This window comes from Pseudomonas sp. FW305-96 (assembly GCF_058783825.1).
Window position 1 is genome coordinate 158050 of record NZ_JBYSYW010000001.1, and the last position, 21824, is coordinate 179873.

At 65.6% G+C, this 21824-nt stretch carries 19 protein-coding genes and 1 riboswitch; of the genes, 6 read left to right on the forward strand and 13 right to left on the reverse strand.

All coding sequences use genetic code 11. The annotated features are described in order from the left end of the window. Nucleotides 1-19 precede the first annotated feature (19 nt). Nucleotides 20-1471, forward strand: coding sequence for a histidine kinase (locus tag AC3WL2_RS00705; RefSeq protein ID WP_102682176.1), 1452 nt, complete (start codon nucleotides 20-22; stop codon nucleotides 1469-1471). Between the two features lie 180 nt (nucleotides 1472-1651). Here AC3WL2_RS00705 and AC3WL2_RS00710 read toward each other — a convergent pair whose 3' ends face one another. The 9 genes from AC3WL2_RS00710 to AC3WL2_RS00750 all read right to left on the reverse strand — a co-directional run bounded on the left by AC3WL2_RS00710 (nucleotide 1652) and on the right by AC3WL2_RS00750 (nucleotide 10938). Then, nucleotides 1652-2362 carry a PqiC family protein gene (locus AC3WL2_RS00710; protein WP_038706898.1) on the reverse strand — a complete coding sequence of 237 codons (711 nt, stop codon included), beginning with the start codon at nucleotides 2360-2362 and terminating at the stop codon, nucleotides 1652-1654. A 176-nt stretch (nucleotides 2363-2538) separates the two neighbouring features. Beyond that, nucleotides 2539-4797, reverse strand: coding sequence for a DNA topoisomerase IV subunit A (gene parC / locus AC3WL2_RS00715; RefSeq protein WP_102682177.1), 2259 nt, complete (start codon nucleotides 4795-4797; stop codon nucleotides 2539-2541). Between the two features lie 10 nt (nucleotides 4798-4807). Then, nucleotides 4808-5326 (reverse strand): retropepsin-like aspartic protease family protein, encoded by a 519-nt coding sequence (locus tag AC3WL2_RS00720; protein WP_102682178.1) that lies wholly within the window; start codon nucleotides 5324-5326, stop codon nucleotides 4808-4810. Continuing rightward, nucleotides 5323-6309: an esterase-like activity of phytase family protein gene (locus AC3WL2_RS00725; protein WP_102682179.1), complete on the reverse strand. Its 987-nt coding sequence runs from the start codon at nucleotides 6307-6309 to the stop codon at nucleotides 5323-5325. Before AC3WL2_RS00725 ends, AC3WL2_RS00720 begins: the two co-directional genes overlap by 4 nt. Further along, nucleotides 6306-8210, reverse strand: coding sequence for a DNA topoisomerase IV subunit B (parE, locus tag AC3WL2_RS00730; RefSeq protein WP_023630810.1), 1905 nt, complete (start codon nucleotides 8208-8210; stop codon nucleotides 6306-6308). Before parE ends, AC3WL2_RS00725 begins: the two co-directional genes overlap by 4 nt. Before the next feature lie 33 nt (nucleotides 8211-8243). After that, a complete protein-coding gene (locus AC3WL2_RS00735; RefSeq protein ID WP_102682254.1) occupies nucleotides 8244-8852 on the reverse strand; it encodes a YqiA/YcfP family alpha/beta fold hydrolase in 609 nt (202 codons plus the stop codon). 136 nt (nucleotides 8853-8988) lie between these two features. Further along, a complete protein-coding gene (gene cpdA / locus AC3WL2_RS00740; RefSeq protein ID WP_102682180.1) occupies nucleotides 8989-9792 on the reverse strand; it encodes a 3',5'-cyclic-AMP phosphodiesterase in 804 nt (267 codons plus the stop codon). Nucleotides 9793-9877: 85 nt separating this feature from the next. After that, nucleotides 9878-10330, reverse strand: coding sequence for a DUF1249 domain-containing protein (locus AC3WL2_RS00745; protein ID WP_023630808.1), 453 nt, complete (start codon nucleotides 10328-10330; stop codon nucleotides 9878-9880). Continuing rightward, nucleotides 10321-10938 (reverse strand): NUDIX domain-containing protein, encoded by a 618-nt coding sequence (locus AC3WL2_RS00750; RefSeq protein ID WP_102682181.1) that lies wholly within the window; start codon nucleotides 10936-10938, stop codon nucleotides 10321-10323. Before AC3WL2_RS00750 ends, AC3WL2_RS00745 begins: the two co-directional genes overlap by 10 nt. Before the next feature lie 184 nt (nucleotides 10939-11122). Here AC3WL2_RS00750 and AC3WL2_RS00755 point away from each other — a divergent pair, with 184 nt between their 5' ends. After that, a complete protein-coding gene (locus tag AC3WL2_RS00755) occupies nucleotides 11123-11869 on the forward strand; it encodes an RsiV family protein (protein WP_102682182.1) in 747 nt (248 codons plus the stop codon). Here the strand turns inward: AC3WL2_RS00755 and cytX are convergent. Then, nucleotides 11838-13121, reverse strand: a complete 1284-nt coding sequence (cytX, locus tag AC3WL2_RS00760) for a putative hydroxymethylpyrimidine transporter CytX (RefSeq protein ID WP_102690668.1) — start codon at nucleotides 13119-13121, stop codon at nucleotides 11838-11840. The two genes, AC3WL2_RS00755 and cytX, sit on opposite strands and share 32 nt — an antisense overlap. Before the next feature lie 134 nt (nucleotides 13122-13255). Beyond that, entirely contained in the window at nucleotides 13256-15136 is a 1881-nt protein-coding gene (gene thiC, locus AC3WL2_RS00765) for a phosphomethylpyrimidine synthase ThiC (protein WP_102682184.1), read from the reverse strand. A 157-nt stretch (nucleotides 15137-15293) separates the two neighbouring features. Further along, nucleotides 15294-15400, reverse strand: a riboswitch (TPP riboswitch). Between the two features lie 158 nt (nucleotides 15401-15558). On the opposite strand from thiC, the gene AC3WL2_RS00770 reads away from it, so the two are divergent. Continuing rightward, a complete protein-coding gene (locus AC3WL2_RS00770; protein WP_023632667.1) occupies nucleotides 15559-16992 on the forward strand; it encodes a TolC family outer membrane protein in 1434 nt (477 codons plus the stop codon). A gap of 82 nt (nucleotides 16993-17074) precedes the next feature. On the opposite strand, the gene waaA is transcribed toward AC3WL2_RS00770, so the two are convergent. Both waaA and AC3WL2_RS00780 read right to left on the reverse strand, forming a co-directional pair. Beyond that, the gene (gene waaA, locus AC3WL2_RS00775; RefSeq protein ID WP_102682185.1) at nucleotides 17075-18346 is read right to left on the reverse strand and encodes a lipid IV(A) 3-deoxy-D-manno-octulosonic acid transferase; all 1272 of its coding nucleotides are present in this window, start codon (nucleotides 18344-18346) and stop codon (nucleotides 17075-17077) included. 38 nt (nucleotides 18347-18384) lie between these two features. Further along, a complete protein-coding gene (locus AC3WL2_RS00780) occupies nucleotides 18385-19275 on the reverse strand; it encodes a LysR family transcriptional regulator (RefSeq protein ID WP_102682186.1) in 891 nt (296 codons plus the stop codon). 90 nt (nucleotides 19276-19365) lie between these two features. Here AC3WL2_RS00780 and AC3WL2_RS00785 point away from each other — a divergent pair, with 90 nt between their 5' ends. From AC3WL2_RS00785 to AC3WL2_RS00795, 3 genes are all read left to right on the forward strand, one after another. Further along, nucleotides 19366-19698 (forward strand): DMT family transporter, encoded by a 333-nt coding sequence (locus tag AC3WL2_RS00785; protein ID WP_050707183.1) that lies wholly within the window; start codon nucleotides 19366-19368, stop codon nucleotides 19696-19698. Between the two features lie 117 nt (nucleotides 19699-19815). Then, the gene (locus AC3WL2_RS00790) at nucleotides 19816-20991 is read left to right on the forward strand and encodes an NAD(P)/FAD-dependent oxidoreductase (protein ID WP_102682187.1); all 1176 of its coding nucleotides are present in this window, start codon (nucleotides 19816-19818) and stop codon (nucleotides 20989-20991) included. Beyond that, nucleotides 20988-21800 (forward strand): aldo/keto reductase, encoded by an 813-nt coding sequence (locus tag AC3WL2_RS00795; protein ID WP_102682188.1) that lies wholly within the window; start codon nucleotides 20988-20990, stop codon nucleotides 21798-21800. The genes AC3WL2_RS00790 and AC3WL2_RS00795 overlap by 4 nt, the downstream gene beginning before the upstream one ends. Nucleotides 21801-21824: the final 24 nt, after the last annotated feature.

Below are 21824 nucleotides of genomic sequence, written 5' to 3' on the forward strand. Positions count from 1 at the left end.
CCATGAAGAGCCGCGCTCTGTGAACCGGCCCACGCCCGTAAAACCCGATAACTTCTTCCTGATGATCTACCGAGCCCTCAGCCAGCGCCGAATCCCCCTGGCCCTGCGCATTGCCAGCCATAACATCTTCCTGGTGGCCCTGGCCCTGGTGATCTATGCCTGCGTGATGGGTTTGCAGTTCAAGCAGGCCATGCACGAGCAGGCCGATGCCGTTGGCCAGAGCCTGACCACGCAAACGGCCACATCGGCCACCGAGCTGCTGGTGTCCAACGACATCCTCAGCCTCAACGTGCTGCTCGGCAACCTGGTGAAGAACCCGCTGGTGGCCCATGCCGCCATCTACAGCGTGGACAACCGCATCCTCGCCGAGGCCGGCCAGCGCCCACGCAATAGTTTGCTGGGCGAAACCGAAGGGGTCTACCAGACCAAGATCACCTTCCAGGACGTGACCGCCGGCCAGTTGCGCATCAGCCTGGACATGAGCCAGTTCCAGCAACCGATGCTGATCAGCCTGCAGAGCATGGGCATCCTTGCCGCGATCCTGTTGGCCCTGGCACTGACCCTCAGCCTGCGTCTGGGCCGTTTCATCTCCACCCCGCTGCTGCAACTGCGCGTCTGGTTGCGTGATCCGCACCCCTACACGCCGGGCATCGACCGCCAGGACGAGATCGGCGACCTGGCCCGCCAGCTGCACGTCCGCCTTGCCCCGCCGCCGCCAGCGGAGCCGGAAGAAGAGGACGAGGAAGACGATTTCGATGAGGTGCCCGCCCCCAAGGCCGCGCCACGCACGAAAGTCGCGGCACAGGCACCCGAGCACGACGATGACGATGACGCCTTCGCCGATCTGCTGGATGAGCAAAGCGCCCCGGCCAAAGCCGTTATCGTCGAGTCCGACGAACCGCAGCACAGTGCCGTGCTGGCCGTGCAACTGGGCTCCCAGGAGCAACTGCGCCGCCTGCCGCGCACCCGCCTGACCGAATTGCTGGAACGCTACCGCGACTGCCTGGACCAAGCCGCGTCGCTGTACGAAGGAGAAGTCCACACCCTGAACGATGGCAGCACCCTGCTGCTGTTCCACAGCCGTGACAGCGGCGAGGACTACCTGACCAATGCCATCTGCTGTGGCGAGCTCCTGCGCGCCCTGGGCCACGCCCTGCAGATCGAGGTGGCCGACAGCGGTATCACCTTGCAACTGCAGCTGGGCCTGGTGCTGGCCGACGACCTGCAAGGCATGGATCAGGTCGACTTGCTGATGACCGAACAGGCCCAAGACGCCCTGGCCCTGTCGCAGCACAGCCGTAACCTGTTGCTGGTCGAGCGCCGTATCAGCGATGACACCCTGGTGCGCCAGCGCGCGCGTATCCGCCCGATCGCCAGTCCGGAGGGCGCGTGCTGTGTCGAGCGCCTGATGGAGCCTTACCCGTCCATGCTGGAGCGCCAACTGGCGCGGATGCACGAGCGCCGCGCCTGAGCCAACTCTGATTCAAGGCCTGCGTGGGAGCGGGCTTGCCCTGCGATAACGTCGGGGCAGGCAATGTTGCTGTCTTGGCGAGCCCTATCGTGGGGCAAGCCCACTCCCACGCCGTCCCGATCACATGGCGACACCCACAAAAAAGCCCGCATCGCTGCGGGCTTTTTCATGCCTGTCATATCAGAAGCGGAACACTTCCATATCGGTACGAATCGGTGAAGCCATCGGAATCTTTGGTTTCTCCGGCTCTTTCTTCACCTGCACCGGCGCGGCCGGCTTGCGTGGCGCTTCCTCGGCGATGGCCGGCTGGTTGGCCAGCGGCTTGACCGTGGTGCTCAGCTGTTCGACCAGTTTCTGCAGCAGCTGCCCCTGGGCTTGCACCTGCGCCGACTCACTACCCGCATGGGGCTGCTCGAGGTGGACGATACGGTTGTCACGCACCTGGCCACGGCGATCCAGCACGCGCCACTGCGCATCGAGGATCGCCGGCTGGTTCTTGCCCGAGTCCAGGCGGGTGATTGACAGCAACACCTGCACGTCCGGCGTGAAGCCGGCACTTGCCGGCGCCAGCACCACGCGTTGGCTGTCCAGGCGCCAGGCCAGCTGGCGTACCAGCAACTGGTCGATATCCGACGAAAGGCTGCCAGCCCAGCGACCGTCGGTCGCGGCGGTCAGGCTGCCATCGGTCTGACGCTGCAAAAAGGTTTCGCGTTGCAGGTAGTCGGCCACCGATACCGGGCCAAGCACCACCGCCATGCCCGCAGCCTGGGTCGGCTGGCCGGGATCACCGCTGTCGAGCTGATACAGGGCAACCGGCTGGTGCATGCTGCACCCGCTCAGGCCCAACAGGCCAGTCATCAGCAGCGCAAATGGAAGGCGCAGAAATTTCATTCATCCCATCCAGGCGGTCGTCACCAGACTGACCGCAGTGATACTCATGTAGATTCATCCGGGCACTCGGCCACGCCGGCGCCAACGAGGGCACTATCATCCGCGAAATAGCCGCCCGACTCCAGCATTTCCGCCCGAAGCGGCGTTGAAAACGCCGCAACAGACAGCCCATCCATTCACGCGGGGGTTTCTACCAGCAGCCCGTCGACGCGCTGGAAACCACGTGGCAATTTGCTACCACGGCGCCCCCGCTCGCCTTTGTAGTGCTCGAGATCATCGGGCTTGAGCGAAAGGGTACGCTTGCCAGCTTGCAATACAAGGGTGGAGCCCTCGCTGATCACCGCAAGATCGGTCACGTATTCCTCGCGGCTGGCCACCCGGTCACCCGGCACGCCGATGATCTTGTTGCCCTTGCCTTTACCCAGCTGCGGCAGGTCGGCCACCTTGAACACCAGCAGACGGCCCTCGGTGGTCACCGCGGCGAGCCAGTCCTGCTCACGATCGGTCACCGGGCGCGGGGTCATCACCTTGGCGCCGTTGGGCAGGCTGAGCAGGCCCTTGCCGGCCTTATTCTTGGCCTGCAGGTCCTCGCCCTTGACCACGAAGCCGTAGCCGGCGTCGGAGGCCACGACGTACAAGGCATCGTCTTCCGGCAGCAGCACGCATTCGAAGGTGGCGCCCGGTGGCGGGGTCAGGCGGCCGGTCAACGGCTCGCCCTGGCCACGGGCCGACGGCAGACTATGGGCGGCCAACGAGTAGCTGCGACCGGTGGAGTCGATGAGCACGGCAAACTGATTGGAACGTCCGGCGGCGGCGGCCTTGAAGCCGTCGCCAGCCTTGTACGAAAGGCCCGTGGCATCGATATCGTGGCCCTTGGCACAACGCACCCAGCCCTTCTCCGAAAGCACCACGGTGACCGGCTCGGTCGGCATCAGTTCGTTTTCCGACAGGGCCTTGGCCTCGGCCCGCTCGACGATCGGCGAACGGCGGTCGTCGCCGTAGGTCTCGGCGTCCTTGATCAGCTCGCGGCGCACCAGCTTGCGCAGCTTGGTGTCGCTGCCCAGCAGCGCTTGCAGTTGCTTCTGTTCCTTGAGCAGCTCGTCCTGCTCGCCGCGGATCTTCATCTCTTCCAGACGCGCCAGTTGACGCAGGCGGGTCTCGAGGATGTAGTCGGCCTGGATCTCGGTCAGGTCGAAGCGGGCGATCAGGGCCTGCTTGGGATGCTCTTCGGTGCGGATGATGTGGATCACTTCATCCAGGTTGAGGAACGCGGTGAGCAAGCCTTCCAACAGGTGCAAGCGCTTCTCGACCTTGTCCAGGCGATGCTGCAGGCGACGCCGCACGGTACCGATGCGGTACTCCAGCCACTCCAGCAGCAACGCCCGCAGGTTCTTCAGCTGCGGGCGGCCGTCGAGGCCAATGATGTTGACGTTGACCCGGTAGGTGCTTTCCAGATCGGTGGTGGCGAACAGGTGCTGCATGAGTTCGGCGGCATCCACGCGGTTCGAGCGCGGGATGATCACGATGCGGCACGGGTTCTCGTGATCCGATTCGTCGCGCAGGTCGGCGACCATCGGCAGCTTCTTGGCCTGCATCTGCGCGGCGATCTGCTCGAGCACCTTGGCCCCGGAAACCTGGTGCGGCAGCGCGGTAACGACGATGTCGCCATCCTCGATGCGGTACACCGCGCGCATGCGGATCGAGCCTTTGCCGCTCTCGTAGATCTTCTGGATATCAGCGCGCGGGGTGACGATCTCGGCTTCAGTCGGGTAGTCCGGGCCCTGGATATGCTCGCAAAGCTGCTCGATAGTGGCCTTGGGCTCGTCAAGCAGGCGAACGCAGGCGCTGGCCACTTCGCGCAGGTTGTGCGGCGGCACGTCGGTGGCCATGCCCACGGCGATGCCGGTGGTGCCGTTGAGCAGGATGTTCGGCAGGCGCGCGGGCAGCACGGCCGGCTCCTGCAGGGTGCCGTCGAAGTTCGGTACCCAATCCACGGTGCCCTGGCCCAGTTCGCTGAGCAGCACCTCGGAGTAGCGCGACAGCCGCGCCTCGGTGTAACGCATGGCGGCGAACGACTTCGGATCGTCCGGCGCACCCCAGTTGCCCTGGCCGTCGACCAGGGTGTAGCGGTAGCTGAACGGCTGGGCCATCAGCACCATGGCCTCGTAGCACGCCGAGTCGCCGTGGGGGTGGAACTTGCCGAGCACGTCACCGACGGTACGCGCCGATTTCTTGTGCTTGGAGTCGGCATCGAGCCCCAACTCGCTCATGGCATAGACGATGCGTCGCTGGACCGGCTTGAGGCCGTCGCCGATGTGCGGCAGGGCGCGGTCCATGATCACGTACATGGAGTAGTTGAGGTAGGCCTGTTCGGTGAAGTCAGCCAGGGAACGGCGTTCGACGCCGTCGAGACTGAGTTCGAGTGAGTCGCTCATGCGGGCCTCGTCATTTCAGGTTCTGGCGCAGCAGCATGGTGCCGCCGCGCTGGGTAAATTCAAGTTGTTTCAGGGCACTCATGCCCAGCAGCACGCCCTGGCCATCCAGGCCGGGCACCACCAGCGCGCGCACGTCGCGCAGGTGGATATCGCCCAGTTGCAGGCTGTCGAGCCGCGTGCGGTAGCCTTGGGTACGGCCATTGGCGGTGCTCAACTGCACCGCGGCGCCACGCGCCAGCTCCAGGTCGCGGGCCAGTGCCTCGGGGACCGCCACGTCGGTGGCGCCGGTGTCGAGCATGAAATGCACCGGTCGCCCATTGATCGCGCCATCGGCGACGAAATGGCCCTGGCCGTTGCTCAGCAGGCGCACCTCGACGAAGCCATCGCCCTGCTCGCTCTGCACCACGCTGTTGGGATTCTGCTGACGTTCTTCCCACTGGCCGAAAAAACGCGTGGCGAGGAACATCGCCGCCGCCCAGGCGACAATCATCAACACCCTGCCCGCGCGCTTGCCCGGTGGCTGGCTCATGGCTTGGCGCTCCAGCCGCCCTGCGGCGCGTCAAAGCGCCAGACGATCGGCCGTGTTTCACCATCCACCCGCGGGCGGTCATTGTTGTCCACGCCGATCCAGGCACCGCCCTTGTCGATCACCAGCGCCTCAGCCAGGCCGTAAGGCTGCGAGTAGCGCCGCGAATCCATCAGGGCCTCGGCGGCGAACGACCAGCAGCGCTCCACGGCGCCCGTGTCGGCATCCCGTCGGCAAATGCGGTAGGCATTGCGCTCGAGGGTGAACAGCTTGCCTTCGAACCAGGCCAGGTCGGCAAAGTCACGTGATACTGGGCGTGCCTCGGGGAATTGCGGCGGCTGCATCTCGACACCCGCCTCGCTGAGCAGTACGCAGCCGCGCCCGCAGGTCCACACCGATTGCTGGCGCTGCACCGCGAGCAGGCCACGGCGCTCGCGCTCGGCGGCCAGCCACAGGCGATCGCCCGCCGGGTTGATCGCCAGCCCCTCGAACAGTGCGTTGAAATGCAGCAACATGCCGCTGGCCCGCGCTTGGCGCACCATGGCCTGGTCGATTTTCAGCCAGTCCGGCTCACCGTCCACGGGCAACTGCAGCACGGCGGCGTGGGCCTCGCTGACGATGTAGAGGTTGCCGGCCTGATCGCAGGTGATGCCCTCGAAATCCAGCTCGCCGCCGCGGATGTAGGACGCCGCCCAGTTGCGCGACTTGAGCCCCCAGGGCAGGCCGGTATCGGGCGCGGGGGGCGGGGTGAAAGTCTGCGGCAGGGCCTGCCAGGTCGCCTCATCCTGGTCCAGGCGGTAGATACGGTCGTCATCGCGGTCGGACACCGCCCACAGCGCCCCACGGCACCAGGCCAGGCCCGACAGGTTGCCGCCGCGCATGCCATCGACCACATGCTCGACGCTGAGCTTGAGCTGCGGCCAGTCGCCGGCCTGGGCCTGCAGGGCGAATAACGCCAGGCAGGCCAGGAGCAACGGACGAATCAAACCAGGACCTCGGCCAGGTTGCCTTTGGTCTCCAGCCAGCTCTTGCGATCGCCCGCACGCTTCTTGGCCAGCAGCATGTCCATGATCTCGGTGGTGCCCTGCACATCGTCCAGGGTCAACTGGACCAGGCGCCGGGTGTTCGGGTCCATGGTGGTTTCGCGCAGTTGCGGCGGGTTCATCTCGCCCAGGCCCTTGAATCGGGTGACCTGCGGCTTGCCGCGCTTTTTCTCGGCGACCAGGCGGTCGAGAATGCCGTCGCGCTCGGCTTCGTCCAGGGCGTAGTAGATCTCCTTGCCCAGGTCGATGCGGTACAGCGGCGGCATGGCCACGTAGACGTGCCCGGCCTCGACCAGCGGGCGGAAATGCTGGACGAACAGCGCGCACAGCAGTGTGGCGATGTGCAGGCCGTCGGAGTCGGCGTCGGCGAGGATGCAGACCTTGCCGTAGCGCAGCTGCGAAAGGTCGGCTGCGCCCGGGTCTACGCCGATGGCCACGGCGATGTTGTGCACTTCCTGGCTGGCCAGGACTTCACCGCCATCGACCTCCCAGGTGTTGAGGATCTTGCCGCGCAGCGGCAGGATGGCCTGGAACTCCTTGTCCCGCGCCTGCTTGGCCGAGCCACCTGCCGAGTCACCCTCGACCAGGAACAGCTCGGCGCGCATCGGGTCCTGGCCGGCACAATCAGCCAGCTTGCCGGGCAACGCCGGCCCCTGGGTGATGCGCTTGCGCTCGACCTTCTTGCTCGCCTTCAGGCGCCGGCCGGCGTTGCTGATGGCCAGTTCCGCCAGCTGCATGCCCAGTTCGGGGTGGGCATTGAGCCACAGGCTGAAGGCGTCCTTGACCACGCCAGAGACGAAAGCGGCCGCCTCGCGGGACGACAGGCGCTCCTTGGTCTGGCCGGAGAACTGCGGTTCCTGCATCTTCATCGACAACACGAAGCTGATGCGCTCCCAGACGTCCTCGGGGGCAAGCTTGACTCCGCGCGGCAGCAGGTTGCGGAACTCGCAGAACTCGCGCATGGCGTCCAGCAGGCCCTGGCGCAGGCCGTTGACGTGGGTGCCGCCCTGGGCGGTGGGGATCAGGTTGACGTAGCTTTCCTGGATGCTGTCGCCACCTTCCGGCAGCCACAACAGGGCCCAGTCCACGGCCTCCTTGTTACCCGCCAGGCTGCCGCAGAACGGCTCGTCGGGCAGGCGCTGGAACTCGCTGACCGAATCGACCAGGTAGGAGCGCAGACCATCCTCGTAGTGCCACTCGACCTTCTCGCCGGTGCCCTTGTCCTCGAAGCTGATGGACAGCCCCGGGCACAATACGGCCTTGGCCTTGAGCACGTGCTTGAGGCGGCTGATGGAGAACTTCGGCGAATCGAAATACTTCGGGTCGGGGCTGAAGTACACGCTGGTGCCGGTGTTGCGCTTGCCGACGGTGCCGACCACCTCCAGCTCGCTGGCCTTGAAGCCGTCGGCGAAGGTCATCTGGTACTCGTTGCCGTCGCGCTTGACGCGTACGCGTACCTGGCTCGACAGGGCGTTGACCACCGAGATGCCGACGCCGTGCAGGCCGCCGGAGAACTGGTAGTTCTTGTTGGAGAACTTGCCGCCGGCGTGCAGCTTGGTAAGGATCAGCTCGACACCGGAAACGCCCTCTTCGGGGTGGATGTCCACCGGCATGCCGCGGCCATCATCGCTGACTTCCAGCGAGTGATCGGCGTGCAGAACGACCTGCACCGACCGGGCGTGGCCAGCCAGGGCTTCGTCGACGCTGTTGTCGATGACTTCCTGGGCCAGGTGGTTGGGCCGGCTGGTGTCGGTGTACATGCCCGGCCGCTTGCGGACCGGGTCAAGGCCCGAGAGGACTTCGATGGCGTCTGCGTTATAGGCGCTAGCGCTGGGATTGGCCATGGGTTCTCGTCGTCAGTCTGGTGAATGCAAAAGTCAAAATACAGAAAAGTCCAGCGCCGCGTACTGCCCGCGGGCAATGCCGGCGAACGCCAGCAGGGCCGGCAGCTGTTCGGCGAAGCCCTGGTAACTGTGGTCGCCACCGGCCTGGACACGCAGGGCACAGGCGCGGTAGTAGCGCTCGGCCTGGCGATAGTCCAGGGTTTCATCGGCGGTCTGCAACCACACTTGATAGCGGCTGGCGTCCTGTGGGGGCGGCACTTCCAGTTCCGCCAGCGCTTCCACATGATCGTGGGTCAGCTCCCAGGCTTCGTCGGTATAGAGGTTGCGCTGGGTGCCGAGGTAGCCGTCGAACAGGCGATGCGGCGCGACCGCCGGGTTGACCAGCAAGGCCTTGAGCCCGTGGCGCTCGGCCAGATGGGTGGCATAGTAGCCGCCGAGGGAGCTGCCGACCAGCAGCGGCGCACCCAGCTCATCGATGGCTGCCTCCAGCTGGGCGATAGCCTGGCGCGGGTGGTGGTGCAAGGCCGGGACGCGCAGTTGGTCGGACAGTCCGAGCTGCTGCATCACCGCCTCGAGCTGACGGGCTTTCTTCGACAGCGGCGAGCTGTTGAAGCCATGGATATAGAGGATGGAACCCGACATGCTGCCCCCGGACGCAAAGATGCGCAGTGTAGCGCGTTCGAAGGGCATTGGCGCAGCGCCTGGATTTTCGCAACAAATACTTCAACCAAGGCGATGCAGGCAGTGCCCGCTCCCACGCCTCTCACCACTGACCCGATCAGTAACCGGGGCTGTCGAAGTCCAGCTTCACCTCGAAATCGAACGCCCGCTCCACCCCGGTCTCCAGCCGCCCGTCGTCATGCAGCCGCAGCCAGCGATAGCCCGGCTGCTCCTCGCTCACCTTGAAGTCCTCGCTGCGCGGCGCGAACTGGATACAGGTCGACGGTGTGGCGAGGTAACGGACGCCATCATGCAGTTCATCCCATTCCTGATGGATATGCCCCCAGAGCAAGGCTTTCACCTGTGGATAACGCTTGATACACAGCAACAGTGCATCGGCATTGCGCAAACCGATCGGCTTGATCCAGGCGCAACCGATATCCACCGGCTGGTGGTGGCAGCACACCAGGCAATGGCGTTCGCCGGCATCGTCCAGTGCCTTGTCCAGCATGGCCAGCTGATCGTCCGCCAACAACCCGAACGTGGCGCCGACCACCGCCGAATCGAGCATGACGATGCGCCATTGACCAATGTCGGTCACGGCCTGCACCAGCTCCGGCGCCACGGCTAGCATCACCTGGGCTTCGTCATGGTTGCCTGGCAACCAGCGCGAGGGGGCGCCGAACACCGCCGTCATTTCACGGAAAGCAGCGTAGGAAGCTTTGCTGGCGTCCTGGGAGAGATCGCCCGTGCACAGCAGCAGGTCTATGCGCGGTTGTTCGCGGCGAACCTGGCCGACCACGTGCCCAAGGCTTGCGCGGGTATTGAGGCCCAGCAAGGTGCCCGCCGGGTCGGCGAACAGATGGGCATCGGTCAGTTGCACCACATGGACAGGTGACGGGGGTGATAGTGGTTGCGGCAACGGCCGTCTCCTCGAACGGATTCAGCACGGATTATGGCGGCGGATCGCTTTCGAGCAAATACTCGAAACCGACGCGCATCACATTTCAGCGCACCGCTTCCAGTTCGTGGCCGCAGGCCAGGCAGTGGCTCAGCCATTCACCGAGGAACAGATTGAGCTGGGCCTTCTCGTCCGGCTGGTGCATAGCCGTGTTGGGATAGGGGTAGATGCTGCGCAGGCGACGCGCATGCTCGGCACTGACCACCTCGGCCATGCGCGCGTCATGGTAGACCTGCACTTCCAGCTCTGGCACCGGCAGCCAGGGCAGGCTGTGCTCCTGGCGCACCTTGAGCGTGGTGGTGTAAGGGCAGGCCAGCAGCACTTCAAGCACCAGCACGCCGAGCATCTGGTCGCCCTGGGTCATGCCGATGCGCCGCGAGCTCTGCGTGGTGCGCATGTCGGGCAACAGGCGCATCAGGCGGGCATAGTTGGCCTCGCAGGCCGACTGCAGCCCGACCAGGTCGACTCGATAGCGCTCGCGCAGCAGGTTCACTTCCACATACCTCGTACTTCGTCACGGTTCAGCGCCAGCCATTGCAACCCGATGATCGTGGCGGCGTTGCAGATGCGCCCGTCGCGCACCGCCTGCAGGGCGTCCTCGAACGCCCAGACGCGCACGCGGATGTCCTCGCTTTCCTCTTCCAGGCCATGCAGGCCACCGGCACCCTCGCTGACGCAACGGCCCAGGAACAGGTGGACGTACTCGTCGCTGCCGCCCGGCGAGGGAAAGTACTTGGTCATCGGCCACAGCGCCGAAAAGGTCAGGCCCGCTTCTTCCTCGGCTTCGCGGTGGGCAACCTCCTCGGGCTGCTCGTCCTTGTCGATCAGCCCGGCGACCATCTCGATCAGCCAGGGGTTGGCGACCTTGCCCATGGCGCCAACGCGAAACTGCTCGATCAGCACCACTTCGTCGCGCTGCGGATCGTAGGGCAGCACGCAGACCGCGTCATGGCGTACGAACAGTTCACGGGTGAACTCGCGGCTCATGCCCCCGGCGAACAGTTCGTGGCGCAGGTAAAGCTTGTCGAGCTTGTAAAAGCCCTTGAACAGCGGCTCCCGCCGAGCGATCTCGACCTGGGTAGGCACTGTATTGTGCGTGTCCGTCATGCAAACTCCTCATGCCTCGTTTACCGCATCGCGCAATCCTACTCTGCGCACGGCCCGGTTTCATCCCTTTCCGCTGACCGTTCGGGCAGCCGGGACAGGCGTGTCACTCTCTGTTAGCTTAGTGGCGAACTGAAGGCCGCGCAGGCGGTCCAAGGCCGATCATCACCGTTGTGAAAGAGGCAACATGACGCTTGTCAAACTGACTTCCGTGGCCGTCCTGGCACTGGCGCTCGGCGCCTGCCAGAGCCTGTTCACGCCCAATTACCGGGCCCCGCTCGAGGTCAAGCGCGAGGCCTGGGAGCACGTAAAACCCGGCTGCAGCGAAAGCGACTGCCCGCTGGTCAACATCGACGTCGTGCACTTCCCGGCCCTGCCCAAGCTCGACGGCATTGTCGAGAAGCGCCTGCTGATGTTGACCGAGGACAACCAGCGCGGCACCCCGCCGGCCTCGCTGCAAGCCTACGAGCAGCAGTACCTGGCCCGCGCCGACAAGCGCAACAGCAGCTACCTGCAAGCCAAGGTACGCGAGCAGCATGACGGGCTGGTGATCGTCGAGCTGTCCAGCTACCTGGACAGCGGCGGCGCCCACGGCATGCCGGGACGCGGCTTCATCAACTATTCGCGCAAGCTGGACAAGGTGCTGACCCTGGACGACATGCTTGTGCCGGGTCAGGAGGCGACTTTCTGGAAAACCGCCGAGGAGTCCCACCGCGCCTGGCTGATCAGCACCGGCATGGACAAGGACCCCGAGTTCGTCAAGACCTGGCCGTTCAAGCAATCCCCGCACATCGCCCTGACCTACGGCGCGGTGGTGATCAAGTACGAGGTCTACTCCATCGCCCCCTACTCCATGGGCCACGTCGAGCTGAAGATCCCCTACCCGCGCCTCAATGGCGTGATCAAGCCCGAGCTGTTTCCCGGCCGCGGCTGAGCGATAGCAACAGGTGCAGTACCCCTGCCAGCAACAGTGCCGGCAGGGTCGCCCCCAGCTCAGGCGCCTGGCTGGCCATCAGGTGATAGGCCGCCACCCCCACGCCCCAGGCCAGTAGCGCCTGCCAGTGCAAGCCCTCGACCAACGCCGGCAAGCGGCGGCGGCGAATCACGAAGTGATCCACCAGCACCACGCCGAACAGCGGCGCGAACACCGAGCCGATCAGCAACAGGAAGTTCTGGTACTGGGCCAGCGGCGCCAGCAAGGCGATCAGCGTGCACAGCACGCCGATCGCCAAGGCCAGGTGCTCGACCTTCATTTTCAGCAGCAGGCCGGTGGACACCGCCGCCGAGTGGATATCGGCAAAGGCGTTTTCCGTCTCGTCCAGCAGGATCAGCAGCAACGGAATTCCCAGCCCAGCGCCGGCGAGTGCCAACAGCAGGGCATTCACTTCACCGCTGGGCGCGAACGCCAAGGTGTAAGCCACGCCCAGGCTCATCAGCCAGGCATTGCCAATGAAGAAGCCCAGCGCGGTACCGCCGAACACCCGGCTGGCGCGCTGGCCAAAGCGTGAATAGTCGGCGATCAGCGGCAGCCACGACAGCGGCATGGCGATCACGATGTCGAAACCCAGGGCCAGGGACAGCGAACCATCACCGGGCTGACGCCACAGCTGGGCCAGGTCGGCCCTGGCGAACAGGTTCCAGGTCAACCAGGCGCAGGCGCCCAGCAGCAGCCAGATCCCCCATTTGCGCAAGACCTTGCGCACGAACGCCAGCGGCCCGCTGACCGCCAGCAGAGTAGCCAAGGCGCCAAAGCACAAGGTCCACAGCAGCGGGCTGCTCCAGCCGCTGCCCTCGCCGAACGCACGTGCGCCAAGTAGGCTGGCGGCATCACGCATGACGATGATCTCGAACGAACCCCAGCCCACCAGTTGCAGCAGGTTGAGCAAGGCCGGCAGGCGCGCGCCATGGCTACCAAGCGTGAGGCGCAGGGTCGCCATGGCCGACAGGCCAGTATCACTGCCGATCACCCCCACCGCGGCCAGCAGCAATACCCCCACCGCCGTGCCCAGCGTGATCGCCAGGATCGAGCCCGCCAGGCCCAGGCCCGGTGCCAGCAGGCCGCCGACCTGCAGGACCATCAGGCCGATGCCAAGGGAGAACCACAGCGAAAACAGGTCGCGGGCGCCGAACTGGCGATGGTGGGAGGGGACCGGGTGGTCGGGAGAGAAGTGGCTGGGAGTGGTCATGCTCGGGCGCTCGACGGAAGAGTTGGGGTGAACCCATCGCTGACAAGCCAGCTCCCACAGGGGCCGCATCGCAGTCTGTGGGAGCTGGCTTGCCAGCGATGCGGTGCGCATCGCGCACCGCCTGGGTCTGCTACTCAGACTTTCTGGTACAACTGACTGCCTTCCTGGCGGAACCGCTCGGCCTGCTCGCGCATGCCCTGCTCGACCGTCACGTCGACGGTCTCGATCTTGGCCGCGTATTCACGCACTTCCTGGGTGATCTTCATCGAGCAGAACTTCGGCCCGCACATCGAGCAGAAGTGGGCGACCTTGGCCGATTCCTTGGGCAGCGTCTCGTCGTGGAACGCACGGGCGGTGTCCGGGTCCAGGCCGAGGTTGAACTGGTCCTCCCAGCGGAACTCGAAGCGCGCCTTGGACAGTGCGTTGTCACGGATCTGCGCGCCCGGGTGGCCCTTGGCAAGGTCGGCGGCATGCGCGGCGATCTTGTAGGTGATGATGCCGGTCTTCACGTCATCCTTGTTCGGCAGGCCCAGGTGCTCCTTGGGCGTGACATAGCAGAGCATGGCGCAACCGAACCAGCCGATCATCGCCGCGCCTATCCCTGAGGTGATGTGGTCGTAGCCAGGGGCGATGTCGGTGGTCAGCGGGCCAAGGGTGTAGAACGGCGCTTCGTCGCAGCATTCGAGCTGCTTGTCCATGTTCTCCTTGATCAGCTGCATCGGCACGTGGCCAGGGCCTTCGATCATGCACTGCACGTCGTGCTTCCAGGCGATCTTGGTCAGCTCGCCAAGGGTTTCCAGCTCACCGAACTGCGCCGCATCGTTGGCGTCGGCGATCGAGCCTGGGCGCAGGCCATCGCCCAGCGAGAAGCTGACGTCGTAGGCCTTCATGATTTCGCAGATCTCGTCGAAGTGCGTGTACAGGAAGTTTTCCTTGTGGTGCGCCAGGCACCACTTGGCCATGATCGAGCCGCCACGGCTGACGATGCCGGTGACACGCTTGGCGGTCAGCGGCACATAGCGCAGCAAGACGCCGGCGTGGATGGTGAAGTAGTCCACGCCCTGCTCGGCCTGTTCAATCAGGGTGTCACGAAACAGCTCCCAGGTCAGGTCCTCGGCAACGCCATTGACCTTTTCCAGGGCCTGGTAGATCGGCACGGTACCGATCGGCACCGGCGAGTTGCGGATGATCCACTCGCGGGTTTCATGGATGTGCTTGCCGGTTGACAGGTCCATGACCGTGTCCGAACCCCAGCGGATGCCCCAGGTCAGCTTGGCCACTTCTTCCTCGATGGAGGAACCCAGGGCGCTGTTGCCGATATTGCCGTTGATCTTCACCAGGAAGTTGCGGCCGATGATCATCGGCTCCAGCTCGGTGTGGTTGATGTTGGCCGGGATGATCGCGCGACCGCGGGCGATCTCTTCGCGCACGAACTCGGGGGTGATCTCTTTCGGGATACTGGCACCGAAGCTGTGGCCGGCGTGCTGCTGGCTCAACAGGCCGGCGGCGCGGGCTTCCTGCAGCTTCATGTTCTCGCGGATGGCAACGTATTCCATCTCGGCGGTGATGATGCCCTGGCGCGCGTAGTGCATCTGCGTGACGTTGGCGCCGGCCTTGGCCCGGCGCGGGTTACGCACGTGGGCGAAGCGCAGCTTGGCCAGCTCGGCGTCGTTCAGGCGCTGCTGGCCGAAGTTCGAGCTCAGGCCACCCAGGCGCTCGGTGTCGCCACGGGCGTCGATCCACGCCGAGCGCACATCGCCCAGGCCCTTGCGCACGTCGATGATGACATTGGGGTCGGTGTACGGGCCGGAGGTGTCATACACCAGCACCGGGGCGTTCTTTTCGCCGCCGAAGTCGGTGGGGGTGTCGTGCAGGCTGATCTCGCGCATGGGCACGCGGATGTCGGGGCGCGAACCTTCGACATAGACCTTGCGCGAGTTGGGCAGCGGTTGCACGGACTGTTGGTCGACTTGGGCCGACTCGCTCAGACTGATCGTTTTTTCTTGTTTGCTCATCACAGGCTCTCCAGACAGCTTCCTAGCGGGCGGAATGTCGGGGTGAACCTGAAAGGCGCGGACGCACCCGTGTTGACGAGTGCAGTGCCGGACAAGGGGTGCCGTGGGCTGCAAGCAGCTGTGGCGATCCCGGACCTGGCACAAGAGGCTCCCGGGACATGAGAGCAATCTTGTTCCCTACGCAGGCGCTAACCTGATCAGGTTCAACGGGATCCGCAACTTTGCGATCTCAGCCTTTGCATCAAGGCACCCCGACAAGAACCTGCGCAGTCTAGACTGGAGTGGTCGGCAAAGCCAAGCGGGTAAATCCCTGGCGTGATAAATGGCACACCTGGCGGATTGTTGATGGCGACGCACGGCACTACACTGGCGTGCTCGATACCAGACAGTACAGTAAATACATCTTGATCAAGGATTGCCCTATGCTGCGCAAACTCTCACTGGCGATTGCCGTGTCTTGTGCGTCCAACGGAGTGGCCTGGGCAGTGGATACGCCCACGACGGTTAAGACCGACCTGGTCAGCGTCTACCAGGAAGCGGTGGACAATAACGCCGACCTGGCAGCCGCCCGCGCCGACTACGGCGCCCGCCGCGAAGTGGTGCCCCAGGCCCGCGCCGGTTTGCTGCCCAACCTTTCGGCCGGCGCCGAGATGATGAATACCCGCACCAAGCTCGACGAGCCGTCGATCACCTCCAACCGCAGCGGCAATGCCTGGAGCGCCACCCTGGCGCAGCCGATCTTCCGCGCCGACCGCTGGTTCCAGCTGCAGGCTGCCGAAGCGGTCAACGAGCAGGCCGCGCTGGAACTGTCGGCCACCGAGCAGAACCTGATCCTGCAAAGCGCCGAGAACTACTTCGCGGTGCTCCGCGCTCAGGACAACCTGGCCTCGACCAAGGCTGAAGAGGCGGCCTTCAAACGCCAGCTCGACCAGTCCAACGAGCGCTTCGATGTCGGCCTTTCGGACAAGACCGATGTGCTGCAGTCACAGGCCAGCTATGACACGGCGCGGGCCAACCGGATCATCGCCGAGCGCCAGGTGCAGGATGCCTTCGAGGCCCTGATCACCTTGACCAACCGCCAATACAGCGCGATCCAGGGCGTGGTCCACACCCTGCCGGTGCAAGTGCCGACGCCCAACGACGCCAAGGCCTGGGTCGAGACCGCCGGGCGGCAGAACCTCAACCTGCAGGCCACCAACCATGCCGTGGCGGCCGCCGAAGAGACCGTGCGCCAACGCAAAGCGGGCCATGCACCAACCCTGGATGCCGTGGCCAAGTACCAGAAGGGCGACAACGACAACCTGGGGTTCACCAACCCTTCGCAGAACGGCGTGCGCTACGGCGGTGACGTGGAGCAGACCAGCGTCGGCCTGCAACTGAACATTCCGATCTACAGCGGCGGGTTGACCAGCTCCCAGGTGCGCGAGGCCTATGCGCGCCTGACCCAGAGCGAGCAGCAGCGCGAAAGCCTGCGCCGCCAGGTGGTGGAGAACACGCGTAATCTGCACCGTGCGGTGAACACCGACGTGGAACAGGTACAGGCGCGCAAGCAGTCGATCATCTCCAACCAGAGCGCACTGGAGGCCACCGAGATCGGCTACCAGGTCGGCACCCGCAACATCGTCGACGTGCTCGATGCGCAACGCCAGCTGTACACCTCGGTGCGCGACTACAACAACAGCCGCTACGACTACATCCTCGACAACCTGCGCCTCAAGCAGGCGGCCGGCACCTTGAGCCCGCAGGACCTGCAGGACCTGGGGCGGTACCTGAAGGCCGACTACAACCCGGACAAGGATTTCCTGCCACCGGATCTGGCAGCGGCGGCGGCGAAGAACTTCGAACGCCGGCCTTGAAGGCAACACACTACCTGTAGGGCGGGCTTCGTGGGAGCGGGTTTGCCCCGCCCCCACCACAACCGCGCCTACAGGCTCATCATCAGCTCAGCAGGCGCGCCAGCCCATCAAGCAACCGCTGCAACGCCCCCTGATTGGCCCGCATCACCGCCCTTCCCGCCTCGCCCATGCGCCGCGCGTCCTGCGGCAGCTCGACCAAGCGGCGCACCGCCGCGGCCAGCCCCTCGGCATCGTCCACCTGCTGCAACGCCCCCGCCTCGCGCAGCATCGCGCTGATCTCGAGGAAGTTGAACACATGCGGTCCCATGAGCACCGGCAGTGCCAGCGCCGCCGGCTCCAACGGGTTGTGACCGCCCGTGGGGACCAGGCTGCCGCCTACGAAGGCGATATCGGCCAGTGCATACAGAAACAGCAGTTCGCCCATGGTGTCGCCCAGCAGCACCTGGGTCTGCGCCGTGACCGCGTCACCGGCCGAGCGGCGCACCGTGGAGAACTGTCCGGCGCACAGCTCATGCACCGCCGCGAAGCGCTCGGGATGGCGCGGCACCAGGATCAGCAGCGCATCGCTGTGTACCTTCAGCAGCTCACGATGAGCCTCGAGAATCAACGCGTCTTCGCCATCGTGGGTACTGGCGGCGATCCACACCGGACGCTGCCGGGCAGCCCACTGCTCGCGCAATGCGCAGGCCCGTGGCAGCAGTTGATCGTCGATCGTGAGGTCAAACTTGATCGAACCGGTCACCTGCACGCATTCGTGGCGTGCACCGAGCGCGCGGAAACGCTCCGCCTCGGTTTCGGTCTGCACGGCGATCAGGTTCATCTCCTCGAGCATCGGCCGGGTCAGGCCGGCAAAACGGGCATAACCACGCGCCGAGCGCTCGGACAGCCTCGCATTGGCCAGCGCCACCGGAATGCCGCGCCTGGCGCACTGGTGGATGTGGTTCGGCCACAGCTCGGTTTCCATGATGATGCCCAGGCGCGGGCGCACATGGTCGAGGAACCGCCCGGCCGCCCACGGCAGGTCGTAAGGCAGGTAGCAGTGCTGCACCCGTGGCTCGCCCTCGAACATCGCGCGGATGCGCTCTGAGCCGGTCGGGGTCATGCAGGTGAGCGTGACCGGCAGGTCCGGGTACTGCTTGAGCAGGGCCCGCACCATCGGCGCGGCAGCGATGCTCTCACCCACCGAGACCGCATGCACCCAGATGCCACCCTGACGCATGGGTGGCAAGCCACAAGCGAAGCGCTCGGCAATACGCGCACGGTAGGCCGGCGCCTTGCGCCCGCGCAGGAACAGGCGCAGCGCGACCAGCGGCAGGCCCAGATGGAAAAGCAGGGTATAGAGGGTTCTGTTCATGGCGGCGGAGTTTACTAGGAACTGGATGAAAAGGCCTGTCAGCCAATGGCCCGCAGGTGCACGGCGAAGCGCTCGGCCAGCCACTGCGCCGCAGGGCCCAAGGGCTCGTCACGGCGCCAGGCCAGTTCCGCCACCAGCGCCGGCGGGCGCCATTCGCTGTCCAGCTCGACCATCTGCGCCTGGTAGGTGGGGTACTGCACCACATGACGCGGCAGCCAGGCCCAGCCCAGGCCGCGCATCAGCAATTCGGCCATGGCATAGAAGCTGTCGGCACGCCAGATCTGCGGGCTGATCGCCTCGCCGCCGGGGTAGCCGCTCTGCTGCGGGGTAATCAGCAACTGGCGATGGCGGGCCAGTTGTTGGCGGCTGACCTTGGCCAAGTGTGCCAGCGGGTGGTCGATGGCACACACCGTGACCATCTCGACGCTGCCCAGGGCGCGTCGCTCCAACGAGGCGGGAATGCTTTCATGGTGAAAGAACAACCCCAGGTCGGCGCGCCGCTCCACCAGCTTGCGCGCCACATCGCCCTGGGCGCCGCTGGCCAGTTGCACCTCCAGGAAGGGGTAGCGCACCGCCAGCTCGTCGAGGCTGTCGATCACCGGCTGGTAGGGCATGGCCTCGTCCTGGGCCACCCGCAACAGCGCTTCCTGGCCACGCATCAACGCGAGTGCCCGACCGTCCAGACGCTCGCATTGGCGCAACAGCTCGCGGGCGTCCTCCAGCAGCGCGGCGCCGCTTTCGGTCAGGCGCGGCTGCCGGCCGCTGCTGCGCTCGAAAAGGGTCACGCCCAGGTCCGCCTCGAGCAAGGCGATGGCGCTGCTGATCGCCGACTGGGCCTTGTGCTGCTCTCGGGCCACGGCGGAAAACGAACGTAGTTCGGCGGTCCGCACGAACAAGCGAAGTTGTTCAAGGCTCCAGTGTTCAGTCATCCCTATCCTATCTCCAAAGCAGATAGGTAATGACTTTACCGCATCCAGGAATTCCCTAGAATGCCCATCCAGCAACGGAGAACCCGCACCATGAACGCCTACACCTATCTCGCCATCGCCATCTGCGCCGAAGTCATCGCCACCGCCTCCATGAAAGCGGTCAAGGGGCTGAACACGCCGCTGCCGCTGCTGCTGATGGTCTGCGGCTACGGCGTGGCGTTCTGGATGCTGACCCTGGTGGTGCGCAGCATTCCGGTGGGCATCGCCTATGCGATCTGGTCGGGACTGGGCATCGTGCTGATCAGCATCGCGGCGCTGGTGATCTACGGGCAGAAACTGGATGTGCCGGCGATGCTGGGCATGGCCATGATCGTCGGCGGGGTGGTGGTGATCCAGGTGTTTTCCAATACCGCAGGGCACTGAGCCTGAGCCCATGGGGCCGCTGCGCGGCCCTATCGCCGGCAAGCCGGCTCCCACAGGGGTCAGCACGACGCCACAGCCTGTATACTGCGCACCTGTCCCAGTTTTCGAGGTGCCCGCATGCCATCCGCCATTACCACTGACGTGCTGATCGTCGGCGCCGGGGTCGCAGGCCTCTGGCTCAATGCCCGGCTGCGCCGCCTGGGCTACTCGACGGTGCTGGTGGAGCGCGCCAGCCTGGGTGGCGAGCAGACCATCAAGTCGCAAGGCATCATCCACGGCGGCACCAAATATGCCTTGCACGGCGCCCTCACCGGCGCCTCCGAGGCCATCGCCGACATGCCGCGACGCTGGCGCGAAGCGCTGGCCGGCAACGGCGAGCTGGACCTGAGCGGCACCCGCTTGCTGTCCGATGCCCACTACTTGTGGTCCCCCGGCACCCTGGCGGGCAACCTCACCAGTTTCTTCGCCAGCAAGGCCGTGCGCGGCCGGGTCGACCAGGTCAAGGGCGAGCAACTGCCGCCGGCCCTGCAGGACCGCGCCTTCAAGGGTAAGGTCTACCGCCTGGCCGAACTGGTCATCGACGTGCCCAGCCTGCTGGCCAACCTCGCGCAACTGGCGGGTGACAGCCTGCTGGCCGGCGAGCGAATCGAACCGCTGCGCGACGGCGAAGAGCTCGCCGGCCTGGTGGTCGATGACCGCGAGATCCGCGCCCAGCGCATAGTCCTGAGCGCCGGCGGTGGCACCGAAGGCCTGCTGCACGCCCTGGGGCTGAACCAACCGGCCATGCAACGCCGCCCGCTGCACATGGTCCTGGCCAAGGGGCCCAACCTCAAGCCCCTGTATGCCCACTGCCTGGGCGGCGGCCCCAAGCCGCGCATCACCGTGACCACCCACCCGGCCGCCGATGGCCAATGGGTGTGGTACCTGGGGGGCGATATCGCCGAGGCTGACGGCGTTGCCCGTGAGCCCGCCGCGCAGATCGCCGCGGCGCAGAAGGAAGTTGCCAGCCTGTTGCCTTGGGTCGATCAAAGCCTGGTCCGCTGGGCCACCCTGCGCGTCGATCGCGCCGAGCCCGCGCAATCGGGCCTGGTACGCCCGGACAACGCCTTCCTTGCCGACCAGCAACGCCTGCTGGTCGGCTGGCCGACCAAGCTGGCCCTGGCGCCAGATTTCGCCGATCGTGTGCTGGCCAGCTTCGAGCGTGACGGCGTGCGCCCGGCGAGCCAGCCGGACCTTGCCGACCTGCCGCGTCCACCGCTGGCGCTGCCAGCCTGGGAGCAACTGCTGCCATGAGCCTGCCGACCCTGCACGATCACCACCGCCCCTTGGGCAGCACCGGCCTGCGGGTATCGCCACTGGGCCTGGGCACGGTCAAGCTGGGCCGCGACCAAGGCGTCAAATACCCCAATGGTTTCACCATCCCCGATGACCAGGCCGCCCGCCTGCTGCTCGCCCAGGCCCGCGAGCTGGGCATCAACCTGATCGACACCGCCCCGGCCTATGGCCGCAGCGAGGAGCGCCTCGGCCCGTTGCTGCGAGGCCAACGCGAGCAATGGGTAATCGTCAGCAAGGTCGGGGAAGAGTTCGAGGATGGCCAGTCGCATTTCGATTTCAGCGCCGCCCATACCCGTCGCTCGGTCGAACGCAGCCTCAAGCGCCTGGAAACCGACCGTATCGAACTGGTGCTGGTGCACTCCGATGGCAACGACCTGGCGATCCTCGAGCAGGAAGGGGTGTATGAAACACTGGCCGCGCTCAAGCGCGAAGGCAAGATCCTCGGCTACGGATTCTCCGGCAAGACTGCCGCGGGTGGCCTGAGGGCCTTGGAACAAGGTGATTGCGCCATGGTCACCTACAACCTCAACGAGCAGGCGGAGCGGCCCGTGCTCGACTACGCTGCCGAACACGGCAAGGCCATCCTGGTAAAGAAGGCCCTGGCCAGCGGCCATATCTGCCTGGCGCCGGGGGTCGACCCGGTGCAGGCCAGTTTCGAGTTGCTGTTCGCCCACCCCGGTGTGTGCAGTGCCATCGTCGGCACCATCAACCCGGTACACCTGGCCCACAACGTGGCCACCGTCGCCCGCATCCTGGGCCGGCCCTGAGCCGCCCTGGCGGGGGCCCAACGC